The sequence below is a fragment of the Streptococcus sp. SM5 genome (assembly GCF_027497975.1).
Window position 1 is genome coordinate 118,929 of the sequence record NZ_JAJNSC010000005.1, and the last position, 20,478, is coordinate 139,406.

Annotated in this window: 14 protein-coding genes and 2 pseudogenes; 1 reads left to right on the forward strand and 15 read right to left on the reverse strand. The window is 41.1% G+C overall.

Translation table 11 applies throughout. The features are described from left to right. Positions 1–77: 77 nt before the first annotated feature. From PAN07_RS05500 to miaA, 9 genes and pseudogenes are all read right to left on the reverse strand, one after another. Positions 78–2,783, reverse strand: coding sequence for an FtsX-like permease family protein (locus PAN07_RS05500; RefSeq protein ID WP_269797423.1), 2,706 nt, complete (start codon positions 2,781–2,783; stop codon positions 78–80). 1 nt (position 2,784) lies between these two features. Next, the gene (locus PAN07_RS05505; RefSeq protein WP_269797424.1) at positions 2,785–3,486 is read right to left on the reverse strand and encodes an ABC transporter ATP-binding protein; all 702 of its coding nucleotides are present in this window, start codon (positions 3,484–3,486) and stop codon (positions 2,785–2,787) included. A 140-nt stretch (positions 3,487–3,626) separates the two neighbouring features. Continuing rightward, a pseudogene (locus PAN07_RS05510) lies at positions 3,627–8,372 on the reverse strand (Ig-like domain-containing protein); the annotation flags it as partial. 267 nt (positions 8,373–8,639) lie between these two features. Beyond that, entirely contained in the window at positions 8,640–10,388 is a 1,749-nt protein-coding gene (locus tag PAN07_RS05515) for a glycoside hydrolase family 13 protein (protein ID WP_269797425.1), read from the reverse strand. Between the two features lie 157 nt (positions 10,389–10,545). Continuing rightward, entirely contained in the window at positions 10,546–11,301 is a 756-nt protein-coding gene (locus PAN07_RS05520; RefSeq protein ID WP_269797426.1) for an SDR family oxidoreductase, read from the reverse strand. Positions 11,302–11,321: 20 nt separating this feature from the next. After that, positions 11,322–12,251 (reverse strand): ribonuclease Z, encoded by a 930-nt coding sequence (gene rnz, locus PAN07_RS05525; RefSeq protein WP_269797427.1) that lies wholly within the window; start codon positions 12,249–12,251, stop codon positions 11,322–11,324. Between the two features lie 14 nt (positions 12,252–12,265). Then, complete coding sequence (locus PAN07_RS05530) at positions 12,266–12,889, reverse strand: cystathionine beta-lyase (protein WP_269797428.1); 624 nt, start codon at positions 12,887–12,889, stop codon at positions 12,266–12,268. After that, positions 12,882–14,120, reverse strand: a complete 1,239-nt coding sequence (gene hflX, locus PAN07_RS05535) for a GTPase HflX (RefSeq protein ID WP_269797429.1) — start codon at positions 14,118–14,120, stop codon at positions 12,882–12,884. Before hflX ends, PAN07_RS05530 begins: the two co-directional genes overlap by 8 nt. Next, positions 14,113–14,997, reverse strand: coding sequence for a tRNA (adenosine(37)-N6)-dimethylallyltransferase MiaA (gene miaA, locus PAN07_RS05540; RefSeq protein ID WP_269797430.1), 885 nt, complete (start codon positions 14,995–14,997; stop codon positions 14,113–14,115). Before miaA ends, hflX begins: the two co-directional genes overlap by 8 nt. 122 nt (positions 14,998–15,119) lie before the next feature. Here miaA and PAN07_RS05545 point away from each other — a divergent pair, with 122 nt between their 5' ends. Continuing rightward, positions 15,120–15,290, forward strand: coding sequence for a DUF3042 family protein (locus tag PAN07_RS05545; protein ID WP_269797431.1), 171 nt, complete (start codon positions 15,120–15,122; stop codon positions 15,288–15,290). A gap of 43 nt (positions 15,291–15,333) precedes the next feature. On the opposite strand, the gene PAN07_RS05550 is transcribed toward PAN07_RS05545, so the two are convergent. From PAN07_RS05550 to PAN07_RS05575, 6 genes and pseudogenes are all read right to left on the reverse strand, one after another. Further along, a complete protein-coding gene (locus PAN07_RS05550; RefSeq protein ID WP_269797432.1) occupies positions 15,334–16,173 on the reverse strand; it encodes a thymidylate synthase in 840 nt (279 codons plus the stop codon). A 101-nt stretch (positions 16,174–16,274) separates the two neighbouring features. Beyond that, on the reverse strand, positions 16,275–17,234 hold the full coding sequence (locus PAN07_RS05555) for an ROK family glucokinase (RefSeq protein WP_074324662.1): 960 nt from the start codon (positions 17,232–17,234) through the stop codon (positions 16,275–16,277). Between the two features lie 105 nt (positions 17,235–17,339). After that, on the reverse strand, positions 17,340–18,185 hold the full coding sequence (locus tag PAN07_RS05560; protein ID WP_269797433.1) for an excalibur calcium-binding domain-containing protein: 846 nt from the start codon (positions 18,183–18,185) through the stop codon (positions 17,340–17,342). Positions 18,186–18,234: 49 nt separating this feature from the next. After that, positions 18,235–18,387 (reverse strand): annotated as a pseudogene (locus PAN07_RS05565) (alpha/beta hydrolase); the annotation flags it as partial. 22 nt (positions 18,388–18,409) lie between these two features. Further along, positions 18,410–20,131 (reverse strand): aminodeoxychorismate synthase component I, encoded by a 1,722-nt coding sequence (pabB, locus tag PAN07_RS05570; protein WP_269797434.1) that lies wholly within the window; start codon positions 20,129–20,131, stop codon positions 18,410–18,412. A 137-nt stretch (positions 20,132–20,268) separates the two neighbouring features. Continuing rightward, positions 20,269–20,472, reverse strand: coding sequence for a helix-turn-helix transcriptional regulator (locus tag PAN07_RS05575; protein ID WP_004252288.1), 204 nt, complete (start codon positions 20,470–20,472; stop codon positions 20,269–20,271). Between the last annotated feature and the right edge of the window lie 6 nt (positions 20,473–20,478).

Genomic DNA, 20,478 nt, shown 5'->3' on the forward strand with positions numbered 1-20,478 from the left:
TCTTACTATTTTACCATTTTTATGAAAATAAAAAAGCCACAAAGGGCTTTCTTATTTGTTTTTTTGTTATAAAAAACCTATTCTACCGACTTGAGGGCTTCTAGCATATCGACCTTTCGGAGATAGTGATTGACAAAAAAACCGAGTATGGTCAAGATGACACCAACAGCTAAAACTGGGATTAAGTACACTTCCCAACCGACCTGTGGTTGAAAACGGAAGGTTCCTGGTGCTATCATTTGAATTAAAAATTGATGGAGATAATAACCAGATATTAGGCCTAAAATCATTCCAACCAGTGACAGTATGATGGTCTCTCGATAGATATAAAGGGTCACTTCTTTATTGTGAAAACCAAGGACCTTTATGGTTGAGAGTTCACGAATTCTTTCAGCAACATTGATATTGGTCAAATTATAGAGGATCACAATAGCTAATAGCACTGATACCAGCACCAAAATTGCCATGGTTTGGTTAAGGGAACTGGCAAAACTTTCAAAGAGTTGGATAGTAGAAGCATTTTGAACGACACCATTGACAGCTGCCTGCTCCATAAATTCTCCTGCAACTCTTTCAGTATTGCCTTCACTTTTATCCTTGAGTTGGACAAGATAGGTATTCATCTTAGGAGTTTGACCATAAATTTTCTCATAGGTTGCTTGGTTCATATAAACAAAGTGCCCTACATAATGCTCGGTAATAGCTCCTACTTTAAAAGTTTTTCCATCGATTGTAAAGTTGTCTCCAACGGAAACTCCTGCCAACTGGGCTAATTTCTCTGTCAGAACAACTCCTCTAGATAAATCAAGTTTTTCCCCATTATTTTCTAAAAGTACAAATGGGGACAGGTCATCCTTATCTGTCGCCAAGATGGTCACTGTCTGAATTACAGCCTTGACGGAATACTTTTCCTCCACCTGCTTAGAGTATATCAAACGATAATTCTCTACGTCATCACTTTTCAATTTTTGTTCTAACTTGCTCTTATCAGAATCAGAGGCCCGAGTATTAACAGAAAGAACCATCTGATATTGTTGCAGGTCATTAAACTGCCTACTAGCTACTCCAACCACAGAAGATTGAATACCAAGCCCTGCAAAGAGGAGAGCCACTGAACCTGCAACCCCAAAAATTGTCATTAACATACGCTGCTTATAGCGAAAGATATTACGAGCCGTAACCTTTTGAGTAAAGCTCAAGCGTGACCAGATAAATGTGATGCGTTCTAAGAGAATTTTAGAACCCTTGACTGGAGGCTTAGGTAATAATAATTTCGCTGCTTCTTCATGCAACTCTCTACGAGATACAAGGTAGGCTGGTAGGACACTAGCTAGCAAGCTTAAGCCTATAGCCAAGCAACTATAGGTCCAGTAGAAATACTGCTGACTCTCACCAACAATCATTCGCTCAGTGATGATATGGGAGATTGTAGGTGCTAGGATATAATGGCCAATCAGAATTCCTAGAAGGGTTCCAAATGTTCCAGCTACTAGACCATATATCACAAACTTGGCGATAATATCTCTGCTACGGTAGCCTAGAGCTTTAAAGATACCAGCATTGGTTCTTTCCTCGTCTACAAAACGAGTCATGGTAGTAAAGGTCACCATGGCTGCAACAACATAGAGAACGACTGGAAAAATATTGCCAACTGCCCGAATGCTCATGGCTGAATTACTATACATGAGATAGCCTTGGCCGGTAGGAGAGCTTTTTCGATTGTATACATGATAGGTTGGCTCTGTCAGAGCATTCAACTCATCCTGACTGGTCTGCCATTTAGCCTTTTCCTCAGTAAAATCCTTTTCAGCTTGGCTTAGTTTTTCCTTTTCTTGTTTCAATTGTTCTTTGGCTTCTTCTATCTGACTAGATGCTTGACTTTTGTAGGGTTCTGGTAGTTGGCTTAACTGGGCCTCTTGACCTTTAAGCCTACTTTCGATTTCTTGTAAACGTTTCTTGCCAGCTGTTAAGTTACTCTCCGCCTCATCCAGTTTTTTCTTCCCGTCGTCTAGTTTTTCTTGAGATTCCTCTTTGATTTTCTTTAAACGGGCTTGACCATTATCAGCAACTAGTTCCTTTAGAGTCTCCTCTTCTTCCTCTAGCTTCTTTTCGTAATCACTGGAAAAAGGATTGATATCTGTCAAACTAGTAAAATGAAGGCGGGCAATCGTGTAAACAGAGCTCTTAAAGATATCTTTTGTTACAACTCCATAGGCTGATAAGTTCCCATTACCACTGGCTGAACTCCCCATATCCGTCTTTGAAAAAATATCTGGAGAGTGGATAAAGCCTGTAATGGTATAACTTTCCCGCTTCAACTGAGAATTGCTAGCATTCTTTTGGCTCAGATGAATGACTTGACCAATCTGATAGCGATCTTTCCAAAAGTCCGCCAAGGCCAATTCATCCTCTTGCTCAGGCAATCTACCTTGAGTCACCTCAAATTTTGAAATATTTTCGGTTTTAGAAAAAATCCGTATGGCTTCTTGACTACCTTCTAGAGTCAAATCCGTCATATAACCAAATTCGACATCTACTCCTGATAGAGTTTGCAATTCTTCCTGATCTGCCTGATCTAGACCATAATCTGCTATGACAGTAATATCAGCCAGATTGGCTTTTTGAATATAATCCCATGCTGTTCGCTCCATATTTGGACTGGCTACCTTGAGACCGACCAAAGCCAAGGAACCCAACATCATCAAGGTCAGTATAGAGAGAAAGCGTCCCTTTGAACCTTTGAAAGACTGGAGCAGATCTTTCCAATATGTCTTTCTTTTCATCTCAGTACTCCAAATCATCAATATCCTGTGGTTGAGGATTGATAACAACACTCTTGACACCAGCATCGTGCATCTGAATCACGCGATCAGCTATAGGAGCTAGGGAAGCATTATGCGTTACGATGATAACGGTGGCCCCTTTTTTACGTGACATATCTTGAAGAATCTTTAGAACCTGCTTACCAGTCTGGTAGTCCAAAGCTCCCGTTGGTTCATCACAGAGGAGAATTTTAGGATTTTTAGCCACCGCTCGAGCAATGGAGACCCGTTGTTGTTCACCACCTGACAGCTGGGCTGGAAAATTATTGAGACGGTGTCCTAAGCCAACATCCTTTAGAACCTGTTCTGGATTCAAGGCATCAGCAACAATTTCTGAAGCTAGCTCAACATTTTCCTTAGCAGTCAAGTTAGAAACCAAGTTGTAAAATTGAAAGATAAAGCCAACGTCATCTCTACGATAGTTAGTTCTCTGATGAGAAGTGAAATTCGAAATATTGGTTCCATCAACCCAGACTTGTCCCTCATCATTGGTATCCATTCCACCAAGAATATTCAAAACTGTTGACTTCCCTGCTCCAGATGCCCCGAGAATAATGACTAGTTCTCCCTTTTCAATCTCGAAGTTGACATCTCGATTAGCTACGATTTCTGTATCTCCAGTATGATACCTCTTATAGCTGTTTTTCATTTCAATATAAGCCATCCTATCTCCTCCTCTTCCCCTATTTTCATCTTTATTATAACTCTTCTGAGAATAAAAGCAAATATAAGATAGAAAAGAGAGAACACTTTGGTTCTCTCTACTTTGATTTACACTATATTTTAACAATCACTTGTCACCTTAAAGTGTAGACGGTATTCCCCTAGAATATCTCCGTTTTCAGCCTTAACGACAACTCGAACTGGATCCCCTTCACGAACACTTGGAATCACTGTAGCAATACCATTATCTGATACACTTGCTGTTACAGTTGGTGCTTGGTCTTCTTTAGCTTCTAGATAATAGTCAGTCAAGCCAGGGTTAAAGTTTGTCAAATCTTTTCCATCTACTTGGATTTGAGCTTGAGCTTTCTTAGCTGCAGCTACTTGTTTAGAGAAGATTTGAATTTCTGTAATGGAAGTCCCCCATTTACCATCTGGTCTAACCATACGGATACGAACCGCATAGGTATTGACTTTATCAAAGCTAAAGTGAGTCATTTCTCCAGCTCTCACTTGATCTGGAGCTTTAAGATTTGTCACTTGTTTCCAGTTATTGTCATCGTTAAAGACGTGTTCTTCACTAGCTACAAAGCTTTGATTCTTAGGAACTGTTGGAACATCTGTTCCTACATAGTATTCGATGACATAAGACTTAGGTGCACCAACACCGTGGTCTTCGTGGAAGGCAACATTGAGGTTGTCAACCGAACGTTTAGACAGGATACCAGAATCACCAAAGAGGATTCCCACTGATGCTTCACTTGTACGTTTCCAGTTTGTCCAGCGGTTTGCCGGTTGATCATTAAATGAGATTAGTTTGTCATTGACATTGGCTACCGAGTCACTTGGATTTGAATCTGATGCAAAGGCAAGTGGCAATTCTGAACCTGTCCATTGGTCAGAAATGTTTGCACCAGTTTCTGTCTGAGCAGACACACGAACATGAAGCTTGGTTGGTAACAGAGTACCTTCCACATGCCCTGTCACTGTATAGCTGCCTTCATTTGCATTTTGGCTTGGGTCAATTGCGTCCCAAGTTACCTTAGCTGAAGATACTTGGCCATTTGAGTGGTAAGTACGGACGCTTTCTGGTAGTTGAGGTGCTTCTGCAACTGGAGTTGTTGTAGTCACTTCTTCGACTGCAATGATACCTTCTACAGAAACTTTAGCATGAGCTTCATCTGCAATTCCTTCTACTTTACCTAGAACATCAAAGCTATGGTATTTAGCAAGGTCTTCCATAGCAACTGCTTGCCAAGTCACCTTGTGAACTTTTGGAAATCCTTTATCGTACTCTACCGTTACTGTATCAGGTAGACTTGGTTCTTGGTTCAAACCTGTCACGACGCTAACTGGACGAATGGCTTTGACAACCTTATTTTCAGTATTTGCCTGAATGTTCAAGTCAATCTGACCTTCAGCTCCTTCAAATTGAGCTTTCAAAGTTACTTGACCAGGTTTGTGCAATTCAAGCATGCCTTTACGAACGGCTACGTCTCCCTCACCTGATGTAGAGAAGGTTACCTTGTCGGCTTTCAAGACTGCCTGAGTACCATCTTGATAGTGAGCAAATACCTTGATGCCTACTGTTTGGTCTTCTTTCAGTGCATCTGCATTTTCTACTTCTAGGCTCAAACCTTCAATCTGCGGAGCTTCTTGTAAGAATCGGATAGCATACGTTTGAAGTGCTCCACCATCATTTGGTTGAACATAAATGCTTGCACGCATACCATTTGCTTCGTTAGCTTGAATAACTGTTACTTGAGCATTTTCAGCTAAAGCTTTGACTTCAGGTAAAGCAGTTCCATAAGCAAGTTTATGGTATAGAACTGGATGGTCAGTTGAGAGACCTTCTACTGTTTGGTCTGCTACTGTTACAGTCGGTACTACTGGACCATCAGCTTGACCTTCGGCAACTACGAATGTAGCAGCGATTTCATCATCACCTGAAATTCCTTTAACGAGAATGCGAGAACCTGGGATAGCTAGTTTAGCTTGATCTTCAGCTGCAACTTCCCACTTATCAAGGTCATAACTTCCTACAGTACCGTCTGATAATACATAGGTAACAGATGGATCAACCGTACTCAGATCTGTACTCGGTGCAATTCTCTTAACTACAGGCAATTCTGCTTCGAGTGCCAAGACTTCAACACGCGCTTCTACATCGCGACCATCTGCCACACCTTTCACAGTCACAATACCTGGTTGGTTGACATCAACTGCTGACCATTCTACTGGAAGTTTTGCACGACTGCTATCACTGTAGATAAATCCTACTTTTGAAGGCATTTTCGCTGCTTGACCAATAACTGTACGAACTTTAGGAACCTCTGTACCTAAAACAGTCTTTTCCTCTTGGTCTTTCTTACCTGTGAAAATGGTTGTTTGACCAGATTTCAAGAAATCAGAGTGAGCAGTCAAGGTGAATTTACCTGCTTGCTCAGTTGATTTAACAATCACAACACCCTTACCATTAAAGGCCTTGCGAATCCATGAACCGTCTGCTTGTTCTTTGTAACGTTCACGACTGGCTTGTTCTCCGTTGTCTACACCGACAATCTGACCTTGTCCATGCAACTGGAAGCGAACAAGGTTATTGGCAGTAGGAACTACGTTACCCTTACTGTCAATAATTTCGTAATAGATATAAGTGAGGTCTTTTCCGTCAGCTGCGATAGCATTTTCTTCTTTGACCAAACGAACCCCTGCAGGTTCGCCAGCAGTCACAATCTTATCACGAGCAATAATATTTCCAGCTTCATCACGAGCTACTGCTTCCAAAGTACCAGCTTCAAAAGCAACCTTCCATTCAAGGTAAAGTTCATTCGGTTTAGCACCTTCTTGGTAAGTACGTCCATCACTTGTTTGTTTTTTAGTAAATGTCTTCTTGCCTAGAGTATTACCATTCAAGAATAGTTCTACACTTTCAGCGTTAGAATAGGCACGGACTGGAATATTACCATCTGCATCCGCTACATTTTCTTTTAGGGTAGGATTTTCCCAGTTCCAGTGAGGAAGCAAATGAACCATTGGTTTCTTCTCAGCAGAAACCCATTGGCTTTGATACAAGAAGTAGTCATGTTTTGGAATACCAGCTGTATCTACGATACCAAAGTACGAGCTTTTAACTGGTGTGTGGTTTTGGTTATGCCATGGAGTAGGTTCACCGATATAGTCCGTACCTGTCCAGATGAACTGACCTGCATAACCAGCATTGTCACGGTCAAAAGTCCAAGATGCTGTAGCTGTTTTACCCCAACCAACACGGTCATTACCGTAGTCTGATTGCTCGTAATGACGGTAAGCCTGATTGCTGTGTACTAATTCACGTTCTGGGCGGAAATAACTTCCACGTGTACGAGTAGCTGAGGAAGTTTCAGATCCGTAAATCAACCAATTTGGATGTTTCGCACGAAGTTTCTTGTAGTTGTCTTCTGAATAGTTAAATCCAACGGCATCAAGTTCATTGGCAATCTTTTCATGGTCACCACTACCATCACCAAAACGGAACTTATCTGCTCCCATAGTGACATAGCGTGTCTTATCAACAGCCTTAATAACTTGAACCAAGCGTTTAACAGTTGCTAGAGAACGAGGTTTTCCGTCTGCTTCACCGATTTCATTACCGATAGACCACATAACGATAGCAGGGTTGTTCTTTCCTCGTTCAACCATGGTACGAAGGTCAAAATCAGACCATTTTTCACCTTTTTTAGCGTCTGGGTGAGTAGCATCTTTGTCAAAGAAGCGACCGTAGTCATACTGTTTCTTACCACCATACCAAGTATCGAAAGCTTCTTCTTGGACCAACAAACCAAGCTCAGCAGCGATTTGTAAAGTTTGCTCACTAGCTGGGTTGTGAGTTGTACGGATAGAGTTTACACCCATATCCTTCATTTGTTTCAGACGACGGTATTCTGCCTTATAGTTTTCTTCAGCTCCAAGAGCTCCATGGTCATGGTGAAGAGAAACCCCATGGAATTTAATGCGTTCACCATTCAAAGAGAAGCCTTCATTTGGTGTCCAGTTATAGTAACGGTAACCAAACAAGTCCTTCTTAGCATCGACCAATTGACCATCACGATAGACACGTGTCACCAATTCGTAAAGGGCAGGCTTGTCGCTATTAACTGTCCAAAGTTTTGGTTTGTCAACTTGTAAAATAGCATTCAAGCTAGCTGTTTGATGAGCTTTCAAGACTTGACTAGCTGTACGAACTAGGTCAGTTACTGCTTGACCATTACGTTCAATGATTTGATACTCAGCAAGAATTTCATGATCTTTATCATCAGTATTGACGATCTTACTTGTTACATGAGTATCTACCTTACCATTTTGTTGTTTTTCAAGGTCTGGAGTTAAGATAGTTGTTCCATTTTTCTCAGTATGGACCTTATCTGTGACTTGAAGGGTAACATCACGGTAAATCCCGCTTCCTGAGTACCAACGGCTACTTGGTTGTTTGTTGATGGCATGCACTGCTACGACATTCTCGCGACCGTCTTTATGGAGATAGTCAGTGATGTCATATGAGAATTGGTTGTAACCATTTGGATAGTGACCAACTAGCTGTCCATTTACATAAACCTGAGAATCCATGTAAACCCCATCAAATGTGATACGAACATTCTTATTGAGGTCTTCTTCATCGAGTTTAAAGGTCTTACGATACCAAGCATCACCACCATTAAGTTGCCCACCTTCGTTTTGGGCAGGTGAGTTATGGTCAAAGTCATTGTAGATACTCCAGTCATGAGGAAGGTCTAATTTCTTCCAACTAGAAACATCGGCATCTGGCTTGACTGCATCTTTAGCATTGGCGTTGAGCTTGAAATGCCAGTTTTGGTTGAATTCTCTTTCTCGATGATCAATCAATAGGTTTACCCCTCCTTGCTCTTTTTTCTTCTTTTGTCCTAATCTTTACTCATATTTTATACAAATAAAATAGATACATCAATAGTTTCTTGTAAAAAGCATACTTGAGACTATGATTCCTAAAATTAGTAGAAAATTATGAATACAAATAACTGTCTTAAGGTATTGTTTGACAGAATTGCTAAATCATATACAAAATAAAAGGTTGTTTATCTGTGTAAAACAACCTTTTAAAATATTCATTACTAATATATTTTAAGAGCCAAGACGAACATGCTACTCCGAAATATAAATGACAAACCCATCTTTCAAGATGACATACTGTCCATCCTCCATCTGGCAATAACTCGCTAAATCAACTGAATCTCTATCTATAATATAATTCTCAGGAGACTGGTTGAAGATGGCTTGAACTTCTTTTCCTTCGTAGTTCCACGTTAATGCTAGAACATCTGGCTTCACTTCTTCTAGCTTATAAGTTCCATGCTGAATAATACTGGCAACTTCTTTACGGAGCTGTATCAATTGCTTCATGAAGTTTAGCATGTCATTATCCTCAGACACACGGTCCCAAGGCATGACTCGGCGGCAATCAGGGTCTGGCCCGCCAATCAGCTCCAACTCCGTTCCGTAATAGATACAAGGAGTCCCTTTTTGAAGATAGAGGAAGGTTAAAGCCGCCTTAACATGCTGCACATTTCCTTTGGCAGTCGTGAGGATACGCTCTGTATCATGAGAATCTAAAAGGTTAAACATCACCTCTAAGATTTGCTGCTTGTAGTACATTGACTGGCTGTTGATTTCTGAAATGAACCGCTCCGTCTTTTTAGTCTGACGCAAGAAATAGTCCTTGATACTTTCAGAGAGTGGATAGTTCATAACTGCATGGAACTCATCCCCTTGTAACCAAGGCTGAGACGTATGCCAGATTTCACCCAAGATGTACAAATCAGGCTTTTTAGCGAGAACTGCCTTTCTGAAATCTCTCCAGAACTCATGATCAATTTCATTGGCAACGTCCAAACGCCACGCATCGATATCAAAATTCTCAATCCAGTAGATCGCAACACTTAAAAGAAACTCTTTGACTTCAGGATTGGCTGTATTTAACTTAGGCATATAGCTGGCAAAGGCAAAGGTATGGTATGGCAATTCTCTTGGATTCTGAAGTTTATCCTCTGTAACTGGAAATTCTTGAATATGGAACCAATCTTTATAAGGAGAATTTTCTCCATTTTTTAGAACATCCTGCCATTGGACAGATTGATAACCGATATGATTAAACACAGCATCTAACATGATCTTGATGCCACGTTTGTGAGCTTCTTCGACTAGATTACGAAAGACTTCCTTATCTCCAAAGTGACGGTCAATTTCAAAATAATCCGTCGTATCATACTTGTGATTGGTCGTTGCTTCAAAAATCGGACATAGATAAAGTCCAGTGATTCCCAAATCTTTAAGATAGTCTAAATGGTCAATAATCCCTTGTAAATCTCCACCAAAAAAGTCATCCCTATTAGGTGCAATGGCAGCATCCCACTCTCGAGCTCCATCTGGAGTTAGATTAGAATTTCCATTCGCAAAGCGTTCTGGGAAAATCTGGTACCAAACGGTATTTGAAACCCAGCTAGGAACCTGACATCCGTCGATTTCGTGAATATAAGGAAGCTTAAAGCCATTTCCTTCCGAATCCAAGTTTTCTTGAGTATGTTCCACACAACCCTTATCACCATAGAAGACACCCTGACCTTCCTTATCAAGAAGTTCAAAGAGGTACTGAATGCGTGCAAAATTAACTGATACTGTAACCTGCCAATAATCAAATAAAGCGTCTGATGTCACTTTAGTCATTTCTTTCTTGGCTTCATACTTATCCTCAATAAAAATAAAGGGATCCCCATAGTGCAAAATAACTCGCTGGACATCATCTTTCTTGGTTCTAATTCGGATATGCAACTGATCTTCTTTATACAGATAAGCATACTCTGATTCTGGTCTATGATAAATGGCTGTTAATTCCATGTCTTGTCTCCTAAAATCAATAAAACGCAAACGTTTTCATGAATAATAGAACTAGTATACTATTTTAAGACTTAAATTGCAATACTTTAATAAAGTCGACAATAAAACACCCCAAAAGTTAAGCTTTTAATTTAACTTTCGAGGTGTGACTAAGAGTTTACTTATAATTAAAAGTTTCCCCAGCCAACTTATCGGCTAACTTGGGAAAGAGGCTATAAAATTTATGAGCTAAATGGAGCAAGATTGGAAGATTTAGTTCCCGTTTGTTTTTTCCTATGGTTTTGACAATCTTTCTAGCTACTGCATCTGGCTCGAGTAGGAAACGGTCAACCGATTTGAGGTAGCTCCCATCTGGGTCTGCCTGGTCAAAAAATCCTGTACGGATAGGACCGGGATTAACCGTCGTCACATAGACACCATAGGGCATGAGCTCAAGGCGAAGAGCATTTGAAAAACCGATAGCCGCAAACTTAGTCGCTGAATAGAGACTAGACTTGCCAGTCGCTATCAATCCTGCCATGCTGACGATATTGATGATATGTCCTTTTCGGATTTCCTTCATACGAGAAGCAACCAACCGAGACAGATTCATTAAAGCAAAGGTGTTGACTTCAAACATTTGATGAATGTCTTGATCAGAAATTTTGTCAAAATCTTCAAAAATTCCGTATCCAGCGTTGTTAATCAAGACATCAATCTTGCCATAACGCTGATAGAGTTCAGCAACTAGTTCTTCTATGGCTTGAACGTCGGTAATATCAATTTCAATCAATTCTGCCTGAGGATGATTTCCGTATAACTGAACTAGTTTTTCCTTATTTCTACCTAGCAAAATGAGTTGGTCTTGAGGCAAGAGTTTGACCATTTCTTGGGCTAGACCACCGCTAGCACCTGTAATGAGAATAGTAGACATACTTTTCCTTTCTCAATCTTCTAGATTTCCACTTCTTCCAAGTCTTTAACCACATGGACATTTTCAAAAATCGTTGCAGCATCTTTCTTAAGCCGGCTGATATCTTTTGAAAGAAAACGGGCGCTGATATGGTTGAGCAAGAGTCGTTTGGCTCCCGCTTCTGTTGCCACCTGAGCAGCCTGCATATTGGTTGAGTGGCCATGATTGCGGGCAATTTTCTCATCACCTTTGCCATAAGTGGATTCATGTACAAGGACATCTGCATTGACAGCCAAACGTACACTGGCATTGGTTTTTCGAGTATCACCCAGGATAGTGATAATCTTACCTGGACGTGGCGCTGAGATATAGTCTGAAGCCTTGATCTCGGTGCCGTCTTCTAGGACTACATCCTGCCCGTTTTTGATTTTACCAAAAAGCGGTCCAAATGGTACGCCGGCAGCTTTGAGTTTTTCAGCATCCAAGGTCCCTTCTAGGTCCTTTTGCATAACACGATAACCAACGCAGAAAATAGTGTGATCCAACTCTTCTGCATACACAGTGAATTTATCTGTTTCGAGAATTTTCCCTAGAGAATCTTGGTCAAACTCATGAAAATGAATGCGATAAGGCAAACGAGAACCAGAGACACGCAAACTAGTCAAGACAAATGACTTAATGCCTTGGGGACCATAGATTTCCAAATCCGTCTGCTCTTCATTGGCTTGAAAGGCACGACTAGAGAGAAATCCTGGCAAACCAAAGATATGGTCTCCATGCAAGTGTGTGATAAAGATTTTGCTGACCTTCCGTGGTCGAATCGTGGTTTCCAGAATGCGATTTTGCGTTCCTTCTCCACAATCAAAGAGCCAAACTTCGTTAATCTCGTCCAAGAGTTTCAGGGCGAGACTTGAAACGTTGCGGGCTTTAGAGGGCTGACCAGCCCCCGTTCCTAAAAATTGAATATCCATTCGATACTTTCTAATTAATCAATATATAACATAGCGGTGCGGTTTTCCGAGCGGTAATAAAGTTTACCGCTAAAAGATTTAGCTTCTTGTTGCAAATCCTCTTGACTATAGCCTTTGAGACGCTTGCGACCATCTGCCAAGCTTTCCAAATCTGTCAAGGCTGTGAGTTTTTCCACGTTAACAACTTCCTCTTCTCCGATTGCCTTCATGTAAATCTTTCCAGACTCCTCAAAGACTAGTTGATGAGGGAAGATTTGCGCAATCTCAAAGAGTAATTCATCTGTAATTAGCTCCTCAGCTTCTGAGAAAATCCGACCTAGTCCTTCTCTCTCATAGCAGAAACCAAATGATTTGCCTGATAGATTAAGGCGAATAAAGGGCTTGGTTTCTAGAGTGAAACTTGGATCAGCATTGTAGAGATTCAGTTCCTGACTGACTTCTGCAAAATAATCTGTTGCAGCCTGAGGACTCTTTTTCTGGTAAAGCTCTGCAAAGTAGGCATTAACCACGCTTGGTGGAGGTGTGATGAGAGCTAGCTGCTCCTCTTCAGACCTACCGGCTAAAATCTGGTCCAGATAGACCTTGTCTAGACTTGTATAGCCACCATACTTGAGTGCCAAAGTTTTTATATCAGTCATAAAATTCTTCTAATCTCCATTTATTTTTCTCAGAAATGTATCCTCTAATGACTTCGCCGTCATCTTGATAGTCCCGTTCTTCAAGAATCGCGACACTTTCTAAGTCGTGAATCTTGTAGGACTTAGAAAAAGGCACGCGTAGCGTAAAGGGTTCAAAAATATCCTTAATCTTATCCAGCAATAAAGCCTGCAACTGTTCTCGACTATCCTTAGATTTAGCAGAAATCAGAGCGTAAGGCGTTTGAGTAGGAGTAAAGTCCTCCACCAAATCTGCTTTATTATAAAGGGTCAAGTGAGGAATATCCTCCATGTCCAAATCTTTCATGATGGAGAGGACCGTTTTTTCATGTTCCTCATGGTAAGGATTGCTAGCATCGATGACATGGACCAGGAGATCTACATGCTTGCTTTCTTCCAAGGTCGACTTGAAACTGGACACCAACTCTGTCGGTAGGTCTTGGATAAATCCAACAGTATCTGTCAAGGTTACCTGTAGATTGCCCCCCAGATGGATGCTTTTAGTTGTTGCATCTAGAGTTGCAAAAAGCTCATCCGCTTCATACTGAGTCTTGCTGGTCAAAGTATTCATAATAGTTGACTTCCCAGCATTGGTGTAACCAATCAAACCAATCTTAAAGGTACTTGACTCCAAACGTTTTTCTCGAACTGTCGCTCGATTTTTCTCAACCACCTTGAGTTGACGTTCGATATCTGTAATCTGGTTGCGAACACTACGACGATTAAGCTCCAGCTGACTTTCACCTGGACCACGTGAACCAATTCCCCCTGCCTGACGGCTGAGCATAATCCCCTGACCAACCAAACGAGGCAAGAGATACTTGAGTTGTGCAAGATGAACTTGGAGTTTCCCTTCATGGCTTCGAGCTCTCATAGCAAAGATATCTAAAATCAACTGCATACGGTCAATGACCTTGACACCTAAGACTTCCTCTAAATTGACATTTTGTCGAGGTGTCAGACGGTTATTGACGATGACAGTCGTGATTTCTTCTGCTTCCACCATTTGAGCAATTTCTTCCAACTTACCAGACCCAACAAAGGTCTTAGAATCGTATTTTTCTCGTTTTTGTCTGTAGCTATCCACTACAACTGCTCCAGCTGTCTTGGCTAAACTAGCCAGCTCTTCCATGGAGAGGTCAAAATTATCCATACCCTGGAGTTCAACTCCAATCAGCAGGACTCGCTCCTCTTTTTTCTCCGTTTCAATCATTTAAAAACTCCTCAATCTGGCTTAAAATGCGGTCTTTTACACCAGATTCTCCTATCTGATAAAAGGTCACCTGCATGCGATTGCGGAACCAGGTTAGCTGGCGCTTGGCAAATCGACGAGTCGCCTGCTTGAGACTCTCGCTAGACTCCTCCAAACTTTGCTCCCCCCGAAAATAGGGAAATAGTTCCTTGTAGCCAATGCCTTTAGCAGCCTGTACATCTGGATAATGGTCAAACAGCCACTTGGCTTCATCCAATAGTCCAGCCTCAAACATCAGGTCCACTCGGTGATTGATACGCTCATAGAGTTGACTACGCTCATCATCCAAGCAAATAATCAGTGCTTCATAAGGGCTATCCTGATTTTTCAAGTCTTGACCAAAATGGTCTATTTCCAAGGCACGCATGGCACGACGACGATTAAACTGGGGAACTTCAAGACCTGCTTGCTCTAGGAGTTGGGCTAACTCCTCATCTGAAAAAGGCTCTAGACTAGCACGATAAGCTAAAATGTCCTCATGTGGTGTCTCTCCACCTAAATGATATCCTTCTAGCAGACTTTGGATATAAAGTCCTGTCCCACCAGCAATAATAGCAAGTTTACCACGACTTTGAATATCCTCGATGGCTGCCTTGGCTTCTGAAACAAAATCAAAAGCCGAGTAAGACTCGGTTACATCTCTCACATCAATCAAATGATGAGGGACAGTTGCCTGCTCCTCCGGACTAGCCTTGGCAGTCCCAATATCTAGGCCTCGGTAGACTTGTTGGCTATCTCCACTAACTACTTCTCCATTAAATCGCTGAGCAACTTCAATGGCAAGTGCAGTCTTTCCAACAGCTGTTGGACCAACAATCACAATTATTTTTGTTTTCATCGTTTTTCCTTGAAAAATTCCCATTTTTTCGTTACTATTATTATATCACAAAATGTACAGGCAGAAAAATGCTATTTCTTGAGCTATTTCCGTCTGATTTATAAATAAAAGGAGGAAGACTCATGGCTAAAGGATTTGCTAAAGGTCTCGTAACAGGTGTTGCAGGAACTGTTGCTGCTGTTGCAGGTGCAGTATACGCATTTAAAAAACAAGTGATTGAACCAGAAGAACAAAAAGCAGCTTTCATCGAAGAAAACCGTAAAAAAGCAGCTCGCCGTCGCGTATCACGTTAATAAACAAAAAAGAAGTTGGAAATTCCAACTTCTTTTTATGTTCTTAAATTGCCAAGTCAAACTTCAACTGTGGCTTGACTGGATCATAATCAACCAGCTCAAAATCCTCTGCTTTAATATCAAAGAAGTTGGTCTTGTCTGGTACATTCAAGACCAAACGTGGTTGGCAATTTGAAGGTTCACGACGGAGCAATTCCTGAGCTTGCTCAAATTGATTGTCGTAGATGTGAAGATTGTTGATAAAGTAGAAGAACTTCCCAACCTTCCAGCCAAAATGTTTAGCAATCATCATCTGAAGCGCCACATACTGCATAGCATTAATGTGGTGAGCTACAAGCATATCGTTAGAACGCTGGGTCAAGGTCGCATCCAGATAGATGTCCCCATCTACACGACGGACATCAAACATGGTCTGGAAGGCACATGGAAGAAGGCCGTCTGTTTCCTCAAAAGCTTGGTAATCCCAGAGAGAGATGATATTGCGACGATTCCAAGGATTGGCTTCTAACTGTTTGAGAATCTTGTTAATAATGTCGTGCTTTTTAACAACAGCCCCGTAACGCTCACCGATTGTCCCTGTATCTCCCACTTCCCAGTCATTCCAGTAGTGAACATTGTACTTGTCATTGAGAATTTCTAGGCTATTGGACTGGTCTTGATAGATCCAAAGCACTTCTTTGATAGCTGATTTGATAGCAATTGGACGCAAGGTCGTGATTGGAAATTCACCCTTGGACAAATCATACTCCGCAAAAGCACCTGTAATGTACTTGGAGTTAGCTACTGTTCCATCCTTATACTTGGGACGAGCTTGTTCTGAAAAGACACCTTCATTGAGAATTCGCTCAATATTTTCTTTAAAAATCTTATCTGCTTTTGTCATTTACTCTCTCCTCAACGTTTTTTCTTAACTAGTATAGCATAAAAAAAGAAAGGAGGAAAATCACTCGCTTCAAGATAGTGATTTTCTCCTTCTTTTGTTTCTTATTGCAAGACAAGTGATGCTGCTCCAATCACTCCAGCGTCATTTCCTAGAGTTGCAAGAGCTAATTTCGTTGTTGTACGAACTTGTGGGAAGGTATTTTCATCATAAACTTTTTGCACGCCTTGGAGAAGGAATTCCCCCGCAGCTGAAACTCCACCACCGATTACAATCGTTGATGGATTTAGGATAGAACCGATGTTGGCACATGCAATACCCAAGTAACGTGAGAAGTTACGATAAACAATCAAGGCAAGGTCGTCTCCTTCTTTTGCAAGGTCAAAGACAGTTTTGGCTGTTACTTCTTCACCGTCGTCGATCAAGCGTTTCAAGGCCGCATCGCCTTCGTATTCATCTGCATAACGACGAGTCAAGTTGACAATCCCTGTTGCAGAAGCAACTGTCTCAAGACAGCCTTTTTTACCACAGGTACATGCGATTGGTTGGTCAAAGTCAACAGTGATGTGACCAAGCTCACCAGCAGCACCAGCAACACCGTGGAGCAATTTGCCTTCTGCCACGATACCGCCACCAACACCTGTACCAAGTGTCATAAAGACAACGTCTGGTTGGTTTTCACCAGCCCCCATCCAACGCTCACCAAGAGCCGCTACGTTGGCATCATTATCGATGAAGAATGGAATACCCAAGGCTTTTTCAATCTTTTCTTTGATTGGTTGAAGAGTTTTCCAGTTGAGGTTGTAGGCTCCGATAACAGTTCCATTTTCACGGTCAACTACACCAGGTGAACCCATACCAATCCCTTGGAAATCCGTAGCTGACAATCCAAGCAAGTTCAAACGATGTTGAATTGATTCAATCATATCGTCTACGATATGGCTTCCTTCATCCAAAATGTTAGTCTTAATAGACCATTTTTCTTGGATTTCTCCTTCTTGAGTTAAAATTGCAAACTTGACAGAAGTTCCACCAAGGTCAATCCCAATAATCTTTTGACTCATCTTTTTCTCCTTTATATTTATTAATGGAAATGCTTACAGACATAGTATAACAAAATCGTTAGATTTGTGCAAAGCTTTGCATTACCTTTCCAGATTATTTCTACTCTATGGTTTCCACAAACCAGAAGCATCTACATAATAGCGTCCACCATCCACTCGCTCATTCTTAGCCATTTTACCATCCGATTTCAAATAGTAATTTCCTTGCCATGCATTGCGAGCATAAGATCCATCTGATTTCAAGTAATACCAGGCTTGGTAAGAAGAATCATAGACCCACTCACTCTGAGCCATTTTCCCATTTGACTTGAGGTAATATGAACCTTGCCAAGTATTATGCGCATAAGCTCCATCTGATTTGAGGTAATACCAAGCTTTGTAGTAAGAATCATAAATCCATTCACCCTGAGCCATCTTACCATCTGATTTGAGATAGTAACTTCCCTGCCAAGCATTACGTGCATAAGATCCATCTGATTTAAGGTAATACCAGGCTTGGTAATAGTTATCGTATACCCACTCATTCTCAGCCATTCTTCCATCTGACTTGAGATAGTAAGCACCCTGCCAAGTATTTGTTACTGGTTTCCCATTTTCAGAAAAATAGTACCAAGATCCATTCTGACGAACCCAGCCACTTTCAGCTGCTACACTTGAGGTAGGTGCTGCACTATTTGGTGCTACATTGGTGTTAGCTTGTGATGTACTCGACTTTTTCTCTTTTAAAACACCCTTAGGCGCATTCTTCGATTCACAGGCAATCCCATCATGATCCTTATCTAGAGTAGTAGAATACCCTGGTTCTCCCTTATGAATATCTGCATAACCATTCTCCCAAGCTTCCTTACAGCTTGAAAAATGGATACTTTCATCTGCCACAACTGGATGTAAAAACAAAGCTAGAGCAGGTAAAGAAGCTAGACCAAGTTTTAATAAATGAAGTTTGTTCATGATTTCCTCCTAAAATTATAATATTAATCTCGATATTATTTTATCAAACTTATTTCAGCAATTCAAGAAAACTTCTAGTTATTTCTGCAAACTCTTTTAGTTTTGCCCTATTCAAGATATGAGGGCCGTCAGGGATAATCTGAAATTAAGAATCTGGCAACAGTTGTTGAATACCTTCCATAACCTTTAGATTAGGCTTATCCATGTAAAAATATTAGTTTCATTTAGTTCTCCTTCATTGACAACTCATACAAGCCCCTAACTGCATTACAGCCATAAATAACTTCTGCTTCTTTCAAATCTGATAAAATCAAGACCTTCTCTTCTACCTGCCCACTTTCAAGTAAATGCTGGCGATAAATCCCTGATAAAATGCCAAGAGTACTAGGTGGGGTATAGAGCTTACCATCCATTTTTAAGATTAGATTCCCAATGGAGGTCTCAAGCAATTTTCCATCAGCAGTGTGATAGATGATTTCCTGCTCTCCCACTGTCAAATGTGGTCGGTGTGTCGTCTTAAAGTAGGTAAAGGCCTGCTCCAAATCCGCTTCCTGTAGACAAAGTTTGGCCTGACAAAAGTTAGAGCTAAGTGGTGTCAATACTTGTCGTTCAATTTCAATCTCTCCAGATTTGCTGAGACTGATTCGTATCCGATAATCTTGACAGATGTCACAAGACTGGTACTCCTTCTCTATTTTTTGTCTCAAAACTTCTTGGTCAAATGGAAAGGCAAAATAACGACTAGCCTTTTGCAATCTTTCTAGATGTTGCTTTTCAAAGAGCAATTTTTTCTGGTTGATTTTCCCTGTCGTAATCAGCTGAAAACAAGGCTGTTTTCGATAAAGAACCGCTGCTTTTTGCTGGACTTCACGGTATTCTGACTCCCAAGTACTATCCCAAGTGATGCCACCTCCGACACCATAGATGGCTTGCCCTCCATGCAGTTGAATGGTTCGAATGGCTACGTTGAAAATCCGTCTACCATTGGGAAGTAAGAGTCCAAATGTCCCACAGTAAACTCCTCTGGGTTGGGGTTCCAAGTCCTTGATAATTTCCATGGTCGCTATCTTGGGAGCTCCTGTGATGGAGCCACATGGAAAAAGCGAACGGAAGATTTCTACTAGATCAACATCCGGTCGTAACTGACTCTTGATAGTCGAAGTCATCTGCCACACCGTAGAATACTGCTCCACTTGGCATAAACGCTCCACATGCTCACTACCAACCTCAGAAATACGATTCATGTCATTGCGCAAGAGATCCACTATCATCATGTTTTCTGAACGATTTTTGGGATCCTGTTCCAACCAAGCCGCCTCTTTCAAGTCGTCATCGTTATTCAAACCACGTTTAGTCGTCCCCTTCATAGGACGAGTCGTCAACTCACGACCATTTTGCTCAAAAAAGAGTTCAGGACTCATGGAAATCACTGCCATATCATCATGCTCTACGTAGGCATTATATCCCGCTTCCTGCTCAACCACCATACGATTGTAAATGGCAAAAGGATTAGCACTTAAATTCTGCTTGAGTTGGACAGTATAATTGACCTGATAGGTATCTCCTTGTCTTAAATGATGGTGAATTTGGGCAATCGCCTTTTCATAGTCCTCAGCAGATGTTACTTCCTGCCAATTTGATGGCAAATCCACCTCCTCATAAGTCAGAGGGATACTGGATTTTTCTACACTATCATGAATAGTGAAATAGAGGAGATACTCTCCTAACAAGGGACCTGAGTGTACTGCTAATTTTTCCTCAAAAGCTGGTGCAGCCTCATAGCTGACATAGCCCACCACATAGTAGCCTTGCTCTTGGTAGCTTTCCACTTGTGCTAATAAGTCCGCCACTTGTGCTAAATCTCTGGTTTTTAACTCTTTGATAGGCTGGGTAAAGGTGTATCTCTCGCCCAAAGCCCTAAAATCAATCACTGTTTTTCTATGCATATCCTAAGTATACCATAAATAAGAAGGTCCCTAGAATTTATCTAGTCAGTATTTTTTATCAGATTATCAGGAAATGTTTTAGAATTCTTTATATAATTTAACAAAATAAAAAGGTTCAGCTTATGCTGAACCACTTTTTAATCTGGCACATATTCCAATATATCACCAGGTTGGCACCCAAGTTCTTTACAAATGGCTTCTAGCGTTGAAAAACGTATAGCTTTGGCCTTACCTGTTTTCAGTATTGAAAGATTTGCGGGAGTAATACCTACACGTTCTGCTAAATCTCCTGAACGCATTTTTTTCTTTGCTAATTCGACATCTAGATTAATAACAATCATGTGATA